This window comes from Corynebacterium sp. 5QC2CO (genome assembly GCF_024580435.1).
Taxonomy (GTDB): domain Bacteria; phylum Actinomycetota; class Actinomycetes; order Mycobacteriales; family Mycobacteriaceae; genus Corynebacterium; species Corynebacterium jeikeium_D.
The window spans coordinates 1-16991 of sequence record NZ_JANIKI010000014.1; the positions used below are offsets into that span (position 1 = coordinate 1).

Below are 16991 nucleotides of genomic sequence, written 5' to 3' on the forward strand. Positions count from 1 at the left end.
CCGCCCCAGTCACCTTCTCTCCCCCCCCCTGCGTATTACGGCACCGGCCGAGCGCTTACTACTGCCTGGTCGCATACGGGCCGTACCGGCGCAATAGTCCTTCCTCTGAACTGGCACCCCACACTGACTTGAGTGCCGTCCATCACTTTGTGATGCCAGAGCACTATCGAATTACCTGACGGCAGCCGCTCCTCTACGACTACGACATCGGTGCCCAGTACTTGTCTGCGTTCCGGCGCGGACTTTGTCTCATCCCCGGCAACGGAGCTACTCAAAGCGGCGGCTAGATGTTCAAGCGCCATGTCCTGCGAAAGCGGGCTAGCGAACACCAAAACCCGCATATCTCCACCATCCACCGCAATCAGACGATCTAACGGACTTGCCGAGTCAAGCTCCCACCCGCCGGGAAATCGAGCTTCCACGCCCGCATTGGTCAGTTTGACTACGGGAGCAGAATCGGGAACCGGTTTCGATGTAGACGGAGGCGTAGTTACAGGAGGTGTAGTTACAGGAGGCGCCTGTGCGTGCGACGTCTCACGCTGCTTCTGTCTTCCCTCGTTCTCGCTGACTATGCCACCACTAATCAGCCATGCAGCAATCCCCACAATCAGAACCACCACCGTCAACAAACCGACGGCAGCTACTGACACAACTGTGCTTTGCTTCGACGCTGCGTTCGCTTCTGCCCTGGCCGCAGGACGCCGCCCCGCGATTTCCTCCGATTGCGCCACTTCACCGGCCTCAGCGTCGCCGATGCTTTTCAACCAAGCCGGATTTACGCACTCCCCGAGCCGCGAGGCTGGGCAGTCGAAGACTAAAAATCCACGGTCGCGCAGACGATCGACTAGTAGCGCTCGCCGCGGGTTCGCTAGCCCAGGTGGAACTTCGCCGACGATAAACTCAATATCCTCCTGCCAGCGGGGCGGATACTCGGTGATACCGCGCCCACCACTAACTTCCACATCATCGGGTATCTCCTGGGGTGCATCCGGATACATGGTCAGCTGATAAGCCAGTGCAATGACTGTTTCCACCAACGGTGCGCTGTCGTTCGCTCCGACCAAATGTGTCATCCGACTGGCAATGTGGCCCCCGCTCAGACGAGTGACACAGACACGCGTTTCCTCTACTTCCACCAACACGCTATGAGACACAGTTGACTCATCGAGTTCCACAACGGCGTCGGCAAGCGTCAGGATGTACGGATTGAGCTCAGCAGCCAGTAGCGCGGAGGCCAGCCGGCACTGTCGCACAGCACCCCAATAGCTGGGCACAATGACTGTTTGCATGCTCTCGAGAAGCGGTCTAGGGCCATGCACCGCCAGCTCTGCGGTGTCTGCAGGTGCCGCGAGTCCCCACAGGTGCCAGGTGCCGTGGCGCAGCGTCGGGGTCTGGGTGGTGGAAGGAGATTCGACTCGAATCATCAACTGTCCTCCTGCTCACCAGCGGCATCCAACCACCCCAACTGCACAACCTGCGGACTCTGGCCGTGCGCCACCCAATAGCCACGACCCGGCGGCTGTTCGCAGGGTTTTACGCCGAGGATGGGGCCGTCATCGCGTGTGCCGTCCATGACAAAGACGCTGGCACCCTGATCCTTAACCGCACCCATGACCGGGTCGTGGAGGGAACGCAACGCCCCACTGATTCGACGGGCGAAAAAGATATTGAGCCCAATGTCGGCGGCGTGAGCAATGACTTCTGCCAGCGGCTGCAAGGGGTTACCCCGCGAGCCGGCCACGAGGTCATAGTCGTCCACGATGACATTGATGGTTGGACCACTCCACCAATTTCGGGCCTTCAACTGCGCTGGGGTGATATCCGGTTGCGGGAGACGGGCCTTCAGTACCTCTGCCAGCTCTGCCAGCATGGGTGTCGCCACCGCAGCCGAGCCCGCATAACCGGCCAGCCGCTCTTGGGGCACGGCCTCCATTAGCCCACGGCGGTAGTCAATCACGACGAATTTCGAGTCCGACTGGGAGTACCGCAACTGGTGAACGATGCCCCTCAACGCGGCGGTTCTGCCACTGCCCGCCGAACCGAATATCAGTAGGTGGCGATCCTTTTCTGGGTGGAATATCACCGCGCCCAGACCAGCTTCTTCGAGACCCACTGCAATCGCACCTCTCGTCGCAGCAGCTGGTCGTGGCAAACGCGCAATATCAATCCGCCGCGGCAACAACTGGAGCTTTGGTGCCTGCTCACCGTGCGGTGCCGTTTCTGCAATCCGCTTGGTCTCCGCAGCACCGGTGAGAGATACCAACATCGCAAACCCGCCCGGCGCGACCCCACGTCCTGGGCTCTCCGGCACCAACTCCGCCGCCTTACGATCAATCATTGAATCCATCGACTCCGCCTGCCGCAGCTCAATCCGAGTACCAATCAGATCGCGAACGGCAGGCCTCATGTCCGTCCAGCGATAGGCCGTGAGCAGGACATGAATTCCCACCGCCAGTCCATCTGCAACCAGCGCCTGCACATCGTCACTCAGTGCCGGAAACTCCGTTTTGAACGCGCCCCAGCCGTCAATGACCAACACCGAGTCCGGCTGACCTGCCGCCCGTGCTGCTTCCGGCGAGAGCCATCCATTAGTGCGAAAGAGCTGCTCCCGACGACTTACCTCACGACGCAAAAAACCAATCGTACGGCGAATAAGCTCCTCGTCTCCACGGTGCGCAACTGACGCGACATGCGGCAACTCAGCCAGGTCGCTCAGGCCACCCGCACCACAGTCGACGATATAAAAATGCAGGTCACGGGCGCTGATGCCGTCGGCAAGCGCGAGGACCGCGGTGCGTGCGGCAGTGGTCTTTCCCGACCGCGGCGCTCCGACGATTGCCACGTGCCCGCCGGTCGTGCGCAGGTCAATACGCAGTGGGTCCTGACGCTGAAACAGCGGCTTGTCCACCAGCCCAATCACACCGGTCAATCGCTGTCGCGGCAGCTGCTCGTCGGGCTGAAGCTCGATGGCCTCCGGTAGTGGCGGCAGCCACACCCGATGCGCACGTGTCGGTACGTGCGACACCGCTGCCACCACGGCACTGAGCACCGTCTGCTCCGATGTCTGCACAGGCGGATCCACCATTCCACCATCGCTTGACGACGCACCGAAAGCCTCCCGCGTCCAATTTTCAGCGGTAAATTCAGCGACAGCTGCGACCTGACTCTGCAGCCCCTGCTCTGCCCCAGCCGTCGCACCGTCAACAGGCTGCGGACGGACCACCGGTCCGGAAACATACGCCGACCGAAACCGCACCGGCTCGGCGGCAGCAGATTTGATATATCCGATGCCCGGGATGGCCGGCAGATGATAGGCGTCCGGAACACCCAGCACGCTGCGGGACTCCGCGACGGAAAAGGTCTTCAACCCAATGCGATAGGAAAGATGGCTTTCCAGCCCGCGCAAGCGGCCTTCCTCCAGACGCTGACTGGCCAGCAGCAAATGCATGTGCAAACTGCGCCCCAACCGACCAATTGCAACGAAAAGCTCAGCAAACTCCGGGCGTGCGGAGAGCAGCTCTGAAAACTCATCCACCACAATCAGCAACGCGGGCATGGGTGGCGCATCTATCTGCCCAGCGCGCCGGGCTTGCTCATAATCGCTGACACCGGCGAAATTCCCCGCAGCGCGCAGCTGCTCTTGGCGCCGCGTCATCTCACCGCGCAGTGCGTCTTCCATGCGGTTGACCAGGATAAGCTCCTGCTCCAAGTTGGTAATCACCGCCGAGACATGAGGCAATTGATCCAGTCCCAGAAACGTCGCCCCGCCTTTGAAGTCCACCAGCACAAAGTTCAACTGATCCGGGCTGTGCGTGGCTGCGAGCCCTACCACGGTCGTTCGGAGGAATTCCGACTTACCCGATCCTGTGGCACCAACGCACAGACCGTGTGGCCCCATGCCGCCCTCGGCACTCTCCTTAAAATCCAGATAGACCGGCGTGCCGCCGTCATCGGCCCCTACAGGAATTCGCAGACGAGCACTGCCATAGCGCGGTCGGTAGCGCAGAGTTGTCGGAGGCGGGTACAGCCCGAGCTCCTCCATCACCGGATCTTCCGAGGTCTTAACAGAATCATCTGCGCTTGTTGGCACTTCAAAACGCGCCAAGCTCCGACCAAGCACCTCCGCTTCTGCTGGACTCAGCTGATCAGGTACGCCAATCTCCTCCCGTCCGGACGCGGTTTCCGCATGCACAGCAGTAGTGGAAACAACCAGCGCGATGCCATGGTGAACCGCTGCCTCCCACAACGTTGACTGCGCTTCCACGACGGTCAGCAGAACTACCGAGGTCTCCGACCCCGCCGCGTCAAAAATCGGTGTCAGTTCAGTGACATCGTGCTGTCCGTTCGGATCCGCCAGCACAATCAGCACTGCAGCTGGCAGTGTCTCGATAGCTGTGAGCAGCTCAGTCAGCTGCGCACACGTCGCCGCCCGCAACCGCGCTGGGCCACAGGCATCAGTAACTGCGGGGTGTCCGTGGTGTGGCGTCCATTTCAGCCATTCCCACTCATCTCCCACAACTGCAATCAGGCAATCCTCCGGATGATGAAGCGCAGCAGCTTGGGCGACCATCGCTCGAGCCAGCCCTTGCGCCGCGGTATCTCCAGTGAGCGCGATGATCTCAAAGGCCGACACATCTATGGCAAAGGGCACTCCCTCAACCTGACGAGCCGATCGAATAACTTCCCGCAGTGCTACGGCTGAAACCGGATCCAGTTTCTCGGGCGCCGGAATTGCCGGCGGTGTTACAGGCGTTGCGGGCTGCTGCGTTGCCACCCCGATGCGCAGCTGCAAGAAATCCGGGTCCCCCTTTCGGCGTTCGCACGCCCGCCCCATCGCCCCCAGCTGCCACAGAGTTCCAGGCCGAGGGTGGATAAACTGCGTCGATTCACGCTGCATCCTCGCTGCTTTCGCCACCGCCCGGCGAATACTGGACAAATGCCTCTGATAGTCCTTCCGCGCCGGTGCCATGTCCTTATTTCCCGCCCCGCCCGACACCATCATGCCCACAGTGGAAAACACCATCATCAGCGGAAACATAAACGACATCGGGTTACGTCCCATCCCAGAGACAAACATCAACACCACCATGCCGACCACCGCCACGACCATGATTAACGGCATGAGTGCACGCATCAGCGGCACCGGCTGTGGCTCCGGCGCTTCCGGTGGCGCATCCGGCGCGATTGTGCCTGTCATAGGCTGCGGCCCCGCTTTTCGGGTAGCCGAAATCTCCGCCTGTGCACTAGTCACAAAAATCCCCCCGCTATGTGTCGCCCCTTGTGTTCACTCGACGGCCAATCCCCCTGACCGATCGGTGTACACATAGCTTAAAACACACTCCGGATTCTCGCAGCGCATGACCGAAACTGATAGCGGGGGCACGCGCAGTTACTACTCCGAGTAGCGCTCTAGCGAGTTGTACGACACTCTAGAGGGACTAAAGCATGCAGAATTCATGGGGGAAATACATGCTGGGGGAACTCATTCGCGTGCGCATTGATGCCGCACACATGCCTGAAGACACCAACCGAGCACACGCAGACCTTGCGTTACCGACCAACGTCGCAATCGCCGCACTTGTACCGGATATCCTGCAAATTTTCGATATCGATATTGCGGACTTTCCGCTGGCACAGTGGCAGTTACGGACCGCCGCTGGCACGATATTGCTTGCCGACGACACCCTGAACGATGCCGGTATTGCGCCAGGCGAACGCCTCGTTGTTATCAACGACCCAGGTCCCGTGCCCAAACCTCGACTCTTTGATGCCGCCGATGCTATTACCGACACCACCTATACCGACGGTATCGGTACAGCTGATTTGGTTGTTGGCTGTACCGCCGCCCTCGTGGCCACGGCTTCAATCGCAGCTGCCTCACTGAGCTTGAGCAGTACCGATTCCACACTGGCCGCGGCAATCAGCTTCATCGCGCTGCTGGCAGTAGCCGGTGGACTGCGCCTGGCTCTGTTGCGTAGCGCAAAACCGGCGATTGTCATGTCCCTGGAGCTGCAAGTGCTCATTCTGGGCACCGCTTCGGGACTCTGCTTCGTTGGCCTCGACCTACACCGCATACTCACCGACTGGCCGCCGACTGCTGCGATTAGCGTCGCGCTTGCCGTCATCGGTTTGGTATTTCTCATTCCCAACAGCGACGACGGCGGCAACCGCATCACTGCTACCCTGGGCGCCGCCAGTCTTAGTGCTGCAGTTACCTGCAGTCTTTACGCTGCGACTGTCACACTTTTCCACAACCCGGTTCAATCAGGAGCAATCACCGCTGCTTGCGCAGTCATCCTGATACTGCTGGCACCTTCCATCGCTATCAAAGCTGCCGGTATTCGCGTACCCAAAGTCCCCGCCGCCGGAGAGAGCTTCGATGACAGCGAAACTCCCGAAATATCCCACAACGCACCTAAGCGAGCGGGTTGGCTTCTCGACGGCATCCTCTGCAGTGGCACCGGAAGTCTCAGCATCTCCACATTGGTGGTACTTTTCTCCGGAGGCCATGCGAACAGGTGGTGGCCTCTGGGTATGGCTGCTGCTGTCATCGTCTTTTGTGCAATCCACTCCCGTGGCCAAGCCCGGAAAGTAGCTTCCACCTGCACTGCTTTAGCTGGTCTTGCCGTCATTGTGGCTGTCGCCTTTCAACAGTGGTTCGAGGGCAATTGGCCAATCTCCGCTGGCCTTATCGCCCCAATGCTTGCAGCCACAGCCTTAGCCGCATTTCCAGCGTCACGCATCTCACCTACGACGCGCCGCATAGCTGAGCTAACCGAGGCCTGCAGCATCGCCGTCATTCTGCCCATTGCGGCTATCATCGCCGAATTCCCTGAGTTCGTAAGTGGGTTCTTCCAGTGAAAAACCCACTTTTCATGAATTCCATAAAAACTCGTATCACCGCCACAACCGCACTTTCCACCGTGCTTATCTCCACGTTGACGGCGGCCACCTCAGTAGCACCACCGGGCATCGCGCCGGTAGCGGCTGCCCAAAACAGCCAGGACTGCGTGGCCACGATGCTGTCGTCGGAAAGCGCACTGCATGAACCGACAGTGATCGAAAAAGCTCTTCGGTTTCGCCAAGCATGGCAGCTAACGACGGGTGCGGGGATTACGGTGGCGGTAATAGATACCGGGGTCTCACCCAATGAGCGTCTTGGCGAGGTTCTCGACGGTGGCGATTTTGTCGACGGTGACAGTGGGTTCGTAGACTGCGACGGTCACGGAACTCTAGTGGCCGGCATTATTGCAGGCCGCCCCGGCGCCGATGGTTTCGCGGGACTGGCTCCCGACGCGCACGTGTTGTCGATAAGACAAACGTCCGATGGCGAAGGCAATTTGGAGTCGCTGGCACAAGCTATCGACAAGGCCGTCGCGGAGGGCGCGAGAGTCATCAATATCTCGCTCACATCGTGTGCCCCGGCAGGTGTAATGCCCCAAGGTGCAACGGAGGTTGCCGAGAGCGTCGCACGCGCGGAAGCCTCAGGCGCAGTAGTGGTCGCAGCGGCGGGCAATAAGGGCGATAGCTGTCAGGACGGATCTGTAGCGTGGCCCGCAGTCCTGCCGGAGGTGATTGCAGTATCAGCAGTACAGTTCGACGATGCTGGCCAAGCACAACCCGCGGAGTATGCGATTACGGGACAATGGGTCAATGTCTCCGCTCCCGGCGGCCCCGTACTCGGCCCCGACCCGCGCACCCCTACCGGTCTCATAGACCGCCACGTGTTCGGGTCCGGGGATAGCACCCGAGCTCAACAGATTGCCGGCACTAGCTTTGCCACACCGACCGTGTCGGGCACAGCTGCCCTGCTGCTGGCACGAAACCCAGAGCTTTCCCCAGCGCAGGTTCGCGACATCATCCTTAATTCCGCGAGCCCAATTAGTTCCGGCCTCGGCCTTGGTCGCGGCATCATTGCACCTTATGACGCTCTGATTTGGACCACTGTGGACACCGCCGCGCAGCAGGACGCCAATCCCGCTGCCGCACCAGCCCCGCCGGATCTGCTTTCTTCACAGGAGCGCAATGCACCGCTCCGGGCAACTGGATTGCTCCTGGTATCCGCGCTGGGCCTAGGTGCCTGGTTGCTCTTGCGTCCCAGACAGCGGCCCTAGCGCCGCCTGCTTACTCAGCTCAGGGCCTCCGCGCAACGCGGCCAGCACTTCCCAGTGCACTGGTCGCGTGCCACCGCTGTCGGCGTTGGTTGATGCATTAAACCCGAGGGCAGCCAACGTCGTGCGATCGTGCACAGCAAAGCGCATCCCCTCTGGGGAAATGACGTGTACAGCCCCATTTACGCTTACTGCAATCGAGCTGCGCTCACGGCTGCGGCCATCCACAAAACCATCGACGGCCACACCCGACCCGTCGGCATGCGGGTAATCCACGTGCCGCCCCTCCGGAGCATGCTGCGACCACTGCACGAGAGCTTGCGGCCGTCCTGCTATCCGGCCGGCACACAGCCAGCCATCAGCATCGGCAAACGTCAATGGCTTTTCAGGTAGGCCCGCGACTGCTGGCGCATTCGCTACGGGAACTGCCGCCAGCTGCCCCTCACTGGCCTGCAGAACTGGGCTATGCGCAGCTAATAGCTCTCCTAGCACCGGGGAGAGAATCGCGGCACCGTCGTCAAGCACGATGACGCGCCGCTGCCCGACCTCAACCACGTTGCCGACTGTGTCGAATGGGGCGGCGAAGTGTGTGGGTGCGCCACGGTTCGGAATTGCTGGCACGGCCAGAATCGGAACCTCCGGAATCGTTCTGAGCAACGCAGGGCTGACCGGCCGGACTGCAGCGCGCTCCAACCCCAGCGCTCGCGAAACAGCGGCGTGCTCCGGGTGGTTGATATCCAACCGCGAGCGGTAGCCCTGCGTAATCAGCCAGAGATTTTCGCCATCGGCAACAACAGCACTGTCCGAGTGGGTCCGGGTAAGCTGCTGCGGTTCCCCGCGTACTTCTTCGAGATGCGCAAGTGACTCTGCAACAATCCGCGGTTGGCCTAGGTCTTGAACCGTCCGCTCGCACAAAGACAGCGCCAACTCCGGCGCACCCGCGCTGCCCTTCTTGGCCACTCCCGAGCTCCCCGAGCTCCCCGAGCCTGCCGGCGCGGCCGGAACTGCTGGTGCGCCCTCAATCCCGACAGCAAAACTGATGTCCTCTTTGTCCAACTCACTACTGCGCACCCGTTTCGGCTCCGCAGGATTGCCCAAAATTAACCGCGCCGACGCCAGGTTCGCGACTGGATGCAATCGACCATTGACACGTACATGCAGGCCCTCCGACCCCGACACAACGATCAGCTGCTCATTGGAGCTAGAACCGCCCTGCGGCCGCACCAACGACAGCACCGCGGTTCCGGCGGCCAGTAAAACCACCAGCGCACACCCGATAAACAGTGCTCGCGTTCGCGTGCGCAGAGGGTCGTGCAGCATTCGCGAATCCGCACGCACAAGTGCATGCTCAATCCGACGAATCAAGAACCGATGGCCGCTGACCTGGCTAGGCGTAGTCGGCGTACGTGGCATGAGTTTCCCCCAAAACTATTCCCCCAAATAATCTCTACTCTGCAGAGTAAGCCAGGCCGCGCTACTGTGCGACCAGGGGACTTTTTAATGGGGAACATATTGGGGGGATTTTCACATGCCATTGTCATTGTGGCTGCTCATTACAGCAATCATCATCACCGTCGGCGCGCATGTCCCTGTGCTCGGCCGCAGCCTTCGCGACCGCCTGCGGCGCACCGAGCACGGAAAGCTCATCGGACTTCGCCTCACTCCGGGTCTGCGCAGGCAGCTGAGCGCTGCGGATATCGTCTCGCTTGCCGACGACAGCCCAGTGACCTTAGATGCCTTGTGCTTTTATCACATTGCGCCGGAAATCCGCGGAGAGCATGCGCACCGCTACTTCCGAGCGGCCGAGCGCTCCGGCACAACCCCTGAGCCCTGGACACATCTGGTGGCGACTCTCCCTGTGGAAGCCTCCGGTGACAAAGCCCTACGCTTCCTCATCCACAGGCTGGGAACCCTTGGGATTCGCGCACGGCGATTGACGGCACCGGAGTGTGCTCTGACTGCGAGCTCTGCGGAGGTAGTGCAGCTGCGCCGCACTGGACGCTCTCATCATGTGGCGGCGTTGGGGCGCAAACCGCACCTGTGGTTAAGCCGCCAACGTGACATCGCTGTCACGAATGGCCCGGCGCAGGTCATAGGGGCTGGGAGCAGTGGACAAACCATCACAATGTGTCCCGCGAGCCTACCCCGATTGGAGGTCGACTGCGGCAATCAGGACATTTGCGAGTTGCTCATCGGAATGCTCTCGCTCGGCTATCGAGTAGGAATTCGCACGTCCCGTCCACATTTCTTTACTGTGGCTCTTGATCTGGGCGCAGTACTTCTCGCGCGAGCTGGAGACGACACCGTCGATGTGGTTGTTGTTGAAGAGTTCGAGCCCGACCTGCGTACTGGAATCGCGAGAATCATCGAGGTCAGTCGTACAGGTTCGCCCACGGCAGCAGCAGCGGAAATGCCAGCTTCGTGCCCTCGACTGGCGATGGGCGAATTCACATGGACGCTATCTACCGCCCGCACTACCGATGAATTGCAGCCACTAGCTATGCGGGCAACTAGCGGTTCAGTCCCGGAATCAACGCACCCAAATCTGGCAGATCGCCCGGTGCCGGGGAGCCGTCAGGCTCACCCTGCTGCGCCGGGTCATTCGGAGCGCCATTTTCTTGGCCACCCGGCTGACCGCCTGCTGCAGGAGGCACATCCTCCTTCGGCATCTGTGCACCAGTGACATTGCCATTGTCGATAGTGGCAGCGCCCGCTGGTCCCGAGCACTCCAGAGTCGACGGGCCATAGGCCGCGCAGTTGTAACCGAATGCGCTCAACTGAGAATTCGCTGGCAGCGTCTTCATCTCACCCGCCGGCGGAAACGTAAGGACCTCGTAAGTAACTCCCCCCGGGTTCCAGGACACAGCGTTGGCGGGAACCTTGTTTCCCGTGCCGTCATCGACCATCGGAGGATTGGCAAGATTCACCTGGCAGGCCAAGTAGGCGTCACCGCTCAGATCGTTGAGGAAGCAACGTGTCGTGCCATCCTCCAACTGAAAGAGTCGAGTATTTGGGCCGTCCGCCGGGGTGTAATCCGCATCATTGACCTGGGTGATTGCAGGAGTTTCCGTCGGCGTCTCTGATTCTGTCGGTGTCGTCGACTCCTCAGTCGATTTCGGCGGAGTCGAGGATTCGGTCTTTGCGGAAGAACTGATGGAGCGTTTCGAGACTTCCGGCTTAGCCGGCTCGTCGTCTCCACATCCGGCCAGCGCGAAAGTCATCATCACACCGGCTGCGATCGTTGCCATAAATTTATTCATCCGCATGGTGTCCTAACCTACCCGACCATCGCTCCATCCCCTAGTAGCCGAGGGAGGAATTACTTCCGGAGAACTAGCTCGCATCTCGTCGATGCGTGATGGCGTAATCACATTATTGAAGGCGAAGATAGTTACTTCCCTATCTCGATAAACAGGGGTTACCCCTGGAGCTACCCAGAGCCCTTCACCAGGAAACTCTAAATCCTCCTTGGAATCCCAAATACCCGGGGGTGACAAATAGATGAATCCCACGTTCAGCTTTCGAGCTGAGCGATCGACATCGTTCACCCCATCCGGCCGATCGGGGTCTGGAAAACCGAGGTAATCAGCGTGCCAATACAGCATTGAGGTGGCAGTCCACTTGTTCGCCACTGGCCAGTCGTAGTGCGGGAACACCACCGGCAAGTCATTGCGAGCGTACATCCAGCTGGACCCCTCCGGCGGATTGGTAAACGTGCGGTACTTATGTGCCTCCGGCTGCTCGGCCAACCAATCAAATGCCTTCAAGTCAGCATTGGAAATGATTTGCCATTCTCGAGGGCTCTTGTAGGCGAAATCCGCAGCGCTAGCATTAGACGCCACTCCATAAACCACAATTACAGCAGAGCTCACCGTCGCTAAGCTCAACCCCAGAACCCGCCCCGTCGACGGCACCTTTGACTCACTAATTCGAGCCGCCCACGCGCAGCCCCACGCCACCGCGATGCCCGCAAACGCGGAATACAGGTACGCGGTGACCATCACCAGCCGGTGAGGCGTCGAATAGTGAAGATCCGTGTACAGCGCGAGAATATCGCCCGGCACGCCACCAAAATGATTGAGCGCGTGGGTCGTCATCAACACCGAAACAAACCAGGTCGGTACTACCCACACCCGTCGGCGCGAAGTATCCGCGAAAACCAAAACCGCCATCCCGATGAAACCAAGGATGATAATTGGCCAGAACGGCCGGAATTCCTCAGTGTGGCGAGTCAGCATTGTGGCGCCTCGATACCACGCATCGAAACGATCGAGGTCGTCTACTTCAGCGCTAACCGCGCGCACATCCTCGGTCTGAGAAGTTCCCGTAAGCCACTGCGGCAGGAGAACTGCCACTGCTGGCACAAAGGCGGCTGCAATCACCGCGACGTCGTAAAGCTTGGCGCGGACCGCACCCAGTTCAGGATGCGCGGGACGCGGCAGGCGGTAGCACAACCACCAAATTGCACCGAGCATAACGACTGTAGGCACCGATGCCGGATGGAGCTCTCCGATACCAATTATCGCAAGCGCGGCGCTCAAGATGCGCTGAGGTGCGTGCGGGAGCGACGTAACAAAGGCAAAAACGGTAATCGCTAGCGCAATCGAGACCTGGTACGGCCAGGCCCCCACGAAGACCCCGACGGGCATCAATACCGGAAGCGCTGCGGAAACAAGCGCCGCAACCCCCGCAGCAACGGCGGTGGACAGCTTTCGGCGATCAATAATTCGCCAGGTCAGCGCCGCAGCCGCCGTGGGTATGGTCACGGCCGGAATGATAATTCCGAGGTAATTGACCGCCTCGGTGATTGGTAGACGGACAATCAATATCCAAAGCGCACCGAACGCATGCCATGCGGCGGGATAGTAGGACGCCGCCTGAGTTTCCACATTCTGGATCTCGCCCATCCTAGTGGCCGAGGCCATGCCCTCTTCCGTAATCGAACGGAGCACACTTGCATGCCAGAGTGTGTCCCAGCCTTGCTGGATGGTCGCCATCCCCTCGGACATTGAAGCGATGCGGCCGATAGCAGTCCACGTGAGAACCGCCGCTGCGATAATGACCCCGATACTTGCGATTAGCCCATAGCCCAACTCGCGCCATCGACTTACGACGAGCGGCTGCGTCTCGGCCGACACCGAACGCTCGACACTACCGCGCCGCCGCCGAATCAAAACGCTGCCGCCACTCCAACAAAGCGCGAGAAGGAGTGCCACCGCCCAGCAGATAGACGCACTGACCAAGGTGAAGCGCACATCGATAGCGCCGAGCGTCCACCCTGCAGTACCTGCGATACCAAACGTCACCGCAGGACCGAGGGCCAGAGCCCACGGAGCACGAACGCCGCTGGCTCGCACTACAACAGCGCCGGGGATTACGAGCAGCGCAACCAAGCTAACAATTGCCCACACCACTACCGAACACTCCTCCTACGGTCACTTTCTTCAGGGAATATTACCGAGAGCTTGTACATTTAAGCCTCGTCCACATCTGTCCGGGCATCACGACGCTCACGGGTCTGCTCCGCCCTGGCCGCCAAATCAGCATCGCCGGGGTAATCAACACCTACCAGGCTGAGCCCACGCGCCTCTGCCACCGGGACCAACGGGGAACGCTTCTCTTCACTCAACAACTGTTCAGTGAATCCAACCGCACGTCGCCCCTCACCGACACTAAGGCAAGCCCCTACCAGTGCGCGCACCATAGACCAGCAGAACGCGTCGGCAGTCACATGGGCCTCGTACAGCTCCGGTTCTTCCCGCGTAGATACGTCGAACCACTGGAACCGCTGTAGATCTCTAGTGGTCGTCGCATGTGGCTTGTGCCGACAAAAAGCGGCGAAGTCATTGAGCCCCAGCAGGGCATCAGCCGCCACCTGCATGCGGTCGATGTCCACTGAGCGCCGCCAGTGGGCCGTATCGCGAGCACGGGTAGGAAGCGGGCCACTGACGCAACTAGAGACACGATAGACATAGTGCCGACGTAACGCGGAAAAGCGGGCATCGAAACCCGGGGGTGCAAACGAGGCGCTCCGAAGCGTCACGTCCGCGGGCAATAGTCGCGCTACACGACGAACCAAATTACCCGGATCCCCTGCGATAGAACGGGTGTCTAAACAGGAGACAGGAACATCTGCGTGAGCCACCTGACCGGAGGCATGAACACCGGCATCTGTACGACCGGCCACAGTCAGTTGCACGGGAGTGCGCAACACCTTCTCCAGAGTGGATTCCAACGTCGCCTGCACAGTCCGCACCGGTTCTCCAGTAGGCTTATCGCGCTGAGAAGCCCAACCGTGGAAATCTGTCCCGTCATAGGCAATGTCAAAACGCAACCGAACCAGGTCGGAGTCGGTGCTCCCCATAGCGGCACGATCGGGAGAATCGCACGGGGTATCCGGAGTCGTTGGAGTAAGTGATGTCACGGTTAACAGATTGTAGCCGGGACCCCGGATTAGAGAATCAGCAGTTTCCACCGCAGGGTCTCCGTATGGCTCTCAATGTTGGTGCGTAATCCGTCGGTGTAACCGGAGGCAGAACTGGGGACGGGCGCTATGCACCGTCGTTAAGCACAAAGAACCCCCGGAAGAGCGTTCAGATATGAACTGCTCAACGGGGGTTCAAAGCTGTGACGGTCAGAAGCCGTCAGCGAGGGGAATTACTCCTCCTCTGCAGCCTCAGCCTCTGTAGCCTCAGCCTCGGCCTCTTCGGCCTTTGCCTCTTCAGCCTGCTTGGAAGCAGCAGCGCGAGTTGCGCGAGTTGCCTCAGCAGTTGCGGTCTCTTCCTCAACCAGAGCGATCAGAGAGATCGGGGCATTGTCGCCCTTGCGGTTACCCAGCTTGATGATGCGGGTGTAGCCGCCGTCGCGATCAGCGAACTGCGGACCGATCTCGTCGAACAGCTTCTTAACTGCGTAGTTGTCGTTAAGCAGCTTTGCAACGTTGCGGCGATCTGCGAGAGTGCCGCGCTTTGCCTTGGTGATCAGCTTCTCAACGTACGGACGCAGCAGCTTGGCCTTGGTGTCGGTGGTCTTAATCTTGCCGTGCTCGATGAGCTGCTTCGCGAGGTTGGCCAGAATCTTCTTCTGGTGCGAAGCGGAGCCGCCGAGACGGGAACCCTGCTTAGGGGTAGGCATAGGTATCTCCTCGTTTTAATGAAGTCGCGTCGGTGAACTACTCGTCGTAGCCAGCGCTTGCGCCATCAGTCCAGTCAGCGTCATCGCCCGAGGCAGCGTCCAAATCAGCGACAGCAGCCGGGTCGAAGTTGTTCGGGGAATCCTTCAGAGCGAGGCCAAGCTCAGCGAGCTTCTCCTTGACCTCATTGATGGACTTGTCACCGAAGTTGCGGATATCCAGCAGATCCGACTCGGTACGAGCAGCGAGCTCACCGACAGTGTGGATCTCCTCACGCTTGAGGCAGTTGTAGGAGCGCATAGAGAAGTCCAGATCCTCAATCGGAGTCTGGTACGCAGCGACATCCTCAGCCTCGCGCGGGCTCGGGCCAATCTCGATGCCTTCAGCAGCCTCATTCAGCTCACGTGCCAGACCGAACAGCTCAACCAGAGTCTTGCCTGCCGACGCCATTGCGTCGCGGGCGGTGATCGAGTTCTTGGTCTCAACATCGATGATCAGCTTGTCGAAGTCGGTGCGCTGCTCAACACGAGTAGCCTCCACCTTGTAGCTGACCTTCAGAACTGGCGAGTAAATCTGGTCCATCGGAATGCGGCCGATTTCGCCACCGGAGTTCGGGGTCGCCGGCACGTAGCCACGACCACGCTCAACGATCATCTCAATATCCAAGCGACCGGAATCATTGAGAGTAGCGATGTGGTGATCCGGGTTATGAATCTCCACACCTGCTGGGCACTCAATGTCTGCAGCGGTCACCGCGCCTGCACCTTCGCGACGCAGGTAAACGGTAGCCGGCTCGTCGAATTCGCTCGAGAGCACCAGACCCTTGATGTTCAGGATGATGTCGGAGACATCTTCCTTCACGCCCGGGATAGTGGTGAACTCGTGCAGCACACCGTCGATGCGGATGCTGGTGACTGCAGCGCCCGGAATGGACGACAGCAACGTACGACGAAGAGAGTTACCGAGGGTGTAACCGAAACCCGGCTCCAGCGGCTCGATAACGAACCGGGAGCGAGAGGAATCAATGTAGTCCTCAGTCAGCGTTGGGCGCTGGGAAATGAGCATTTTCGAAAATCCTCCAGGTGGCGACCGCTATATGACGCCATAGGGAATGAATGGATGCAAGCGAAGTTGGTTATTACTTCGAGTAGAACTCGACGATCAGCTGTTCCTGAAGCGGAATGTCGATCTGTGCGCGTTCCGGGGTCTGGTGCACGAGGATGCGCAGGGACTCAGGAACAACCTGAAGCCATGCCGGGACGACAGCGTCGACCAGGTTCTCCTGTGCCTCTTCGAACCAAATCATCTTCTGCGACTTCGGGCGCACGTCGATGATGTCGTACTGGCTTACCTGGAAGGACGGCACGTTGATCTTCTTACCGTTAACGGTGAAGTGGCCGTGGGAAACCAGCTGACGAGCCTGGCGACGGGTACGAGCCAGACCAGCGCGGTAGACAACGTTGTCGAGACGCGACTCCAGCAGGACGACGAGGTTATCGCCAGTCTTGCCCGGACGACGGTGAGCCTCGGCGTAGTAGCGACGGAACTGCTTCTCCATCACGCCGTAGGTGAAACGTGCCTTCTGCTTCTCCTGGAGCTGGAGCAGGTACTCCGACTCCTTGATACGAGCGCGGCCGGCCTGCCCCGGAGGGTAGGGACGACGCTCAAAGTTCATGTCGCCACCGACGAGGTCGACGCGGAGACGACGGGACTTACGGGTTGCGGGACCGGTATAACGGGCCATTTCT

At 59.9% G+C, this 16991-nt stretch carries 11 protein-coding genes; 3 read left to right on the plus strand and 8 right to left on the minus strand.

Annotated features, from left to right (window positions below):
* Positions 1–35: 35 nt before the first annotated feature.
* On the minus strand, positions 36–1424 hold the full coding sequence (locus tag NQ014_RS09730; RefSeq protein WP_257075073.1) for a type VII secretion-associated protein: 1389 nt from the start codon (positions 1422–1424) through the stop codon (positions 36–38).
* Complete coding sequence (gene eccCa / locus NQ014_RS09735) at positions 1424–5251, minus strand: type VII secretion protein EccCa (protein ID WP_257075074.1); 3828 nt, start codon at positions 5249–5251, stop codon at positions 1424–1426. Before eccCa ends, NQ014_RS09730 begins: the two co-directional genes overlap by 1 nt.
* 194 nt (positions 5252–5445) lie before the next feature.
* Between eccCa and eccD the strand changes: the two genes are divergently transcribed.
* On the plus strand, positions 5446–6861 hold the full coding sequence (eccD, locus tag NQ014_RS09740) for a type VII secretion integral membrane protein EccD (RefSeq protein ID WP_257075077.1): 1416 nt from the start codon (positions 5446–5448) through the stop codon (positions 6859–6861).
* Between the two features lie 14 nt (positions 6862–6875).
* Positions 6876–8114, plus strand: a complete 1239-nt coding sequence (gene mycP / locus NQ014_RS09745; protein ID WP_257075079.1) for a type VII secretion-associated serine protease mycosin — start codon at positions 6876–6878, stop codon at positions 8112–8114.
* On the opposite strand, the gene eccB is transcribed toward mycP, so the two are convergent.
* Positions 8073–9524: a type VII secretion protein EccB gene (eccB, locus tag NQ014_RS09750; protein WP_257075081.1), complete on the minus strand. Its 1452-nt coding sequence runs from the start codon at positions 9522–9524 to the stop codon at positions 8073–8075. The two genes, mycP and eccB, sit on opposite strands and share 42 nt — an antisense overlap.
* Positions 9525–9639: 115 nt before the next feature.
* Between eccB and NQ014_RS09755 the strand changes: the two genes are divergently transcribed.
* Positions 9640–10794: a hypothetical protein gene (locus tag NQ014_RS09755; RefSeq protein ID WP_257075084.1), complete on the plus strand. Its 1155-nt coding sequence runs from the start codon at positions 9640–9642 to the stop codon at positions 10792–10794.
* A gap of 589 nt (positions 10795–11383) precedes the next feature.
* On the opposite strand, the gene NQ014_RS09760 is transcribed toward NQ014_RS09755, so the two are convergent.
* From NQ014_RS09760 to rpsD, 5 genes are all read right to left on the minus strand, one after another.
* Positions 11384–13525 (minus strand): DUF6541 family protein, encoded by a 2142-nt coding sequence (locus NQ014_RS09760; protein ID WP_257075086.1) that lies wholly within the window; start codon positions 13523–13525, stop codon positions 11384–11386.
* 59 nt (positions 13526–13584) lie between these two features.
* Positions 13585–14475, minus strand: coding sequence for a tRNA pseudouridine(38-40) synthase TruA (locus tag NQ014_RS09765; RefSeq protein WP_257075125.1), 891 nt, complete (start codon positions 14473–14475; stop codon positions 13585–13587).
* A 293-nt stretch (positions 14476–14768) separates the two neighbouring features.
* Entirely contained in the window at positions 14769–15245 is a 477-nt protein-coding gene (gene rplQ, locus NQ014_RS09770; RefSeq protein WP_257075087.1) for a 50S ribosomal protein L17, read from the minus strand.
* A 37-nt stretch (positions 15246–15282) separates the two neighbouring features.
* Complete coding sequence (locus tag NQ014_RS09775) at positions 15283–16308, minus strand: DNA-directed RNA polymerase subunit alpha (RefSeq protein ID WP_016422079.1); 1026 nt, start codon at positions 16306–16308, stop codon at positions 15283–15285.
* Positions 16309–16381: 73 nt separating this feature from the next.
* Positions 16382–16987 carry a 30S ribosomal protein S4 gene (gene rpsD, locus NQ014_RS09780; RefSeq protein ID WP_005509964.1) on the minus strand — a complete coding sequence of 202 codons (606 nt, stop codon included), beginning with the start codon at positions 16985–16987 and terminating at the stop codon, positions 16382–16384.
* Between the last annotated feature and the right edge of the window lie 4 nt (positions 16988–16991).

Excerpts from the sequence above, each read along its gene's own strand:
- NQ014_RS09755 (WP_257075084.1), top strand. The coding sequence starts at position 9,640 with ATGCCATTGTCATTGTGGCTGCTCATTACAGCAATCATCATCACCGTC.
- NQ014_RS09730 (WP_257075073.1), bottom strand. The coding sequence starts at position 1,424 with ATGATTCGAGTCGAATCTCCTTCCACCACCCAGACCCCGACGCTGCGC.
- mycP (WP_257075079.1), top strand. The coding sequence starts at position 6,876 with ATGAATTCCATAAAAACTCGTATCACCGCCACAACCGCACTTTCCACC.
- rpsD (WP_005509964.1), bottom strand. The coding sequence starts at position 16,987 with ATGGCCCGTTATACCGGTCCCGCAACCCGTAAGTCCCGTCGTCTCCGC.
- NQ014_RS09775 (WP_016422079.1), bottom strand. The coding sequence starts at position 16,308 with ATGCTCATTTCCCAGCGCCCAACGCTGACTGAGGACTACATTGATTCC.
- eccB (WP_257075081.1), bottom strand. The coding sequence starts at position 9,524 with ATGCCACGTACGCCGACTACGCCTAGCCAGGTCAGCGGCCATCGGTTC.
- rplQ (WP_257075087.1), bottom strand. The coding sequence starts at position 15,245 with ATGCCTACCCCTAAGCAGGGTTCCCGTCTCGGCGGCTCCGCTTCGCAC.
- NQ014_RS09765 (WP_257075125.1), bottom strand. The coding sequence starts at position 14,475 with ATGGGGAGCACCGACTCCGACCTGGTTCGGTTGCGTTTTGACATTGCC.
- eccD (WP_257075077.1), top strand. The coding sequence starts at position 5,446 with ATGCAGAATTCATGGGGGAAATACATGCTGGGGGAACTCATTCGCGTG.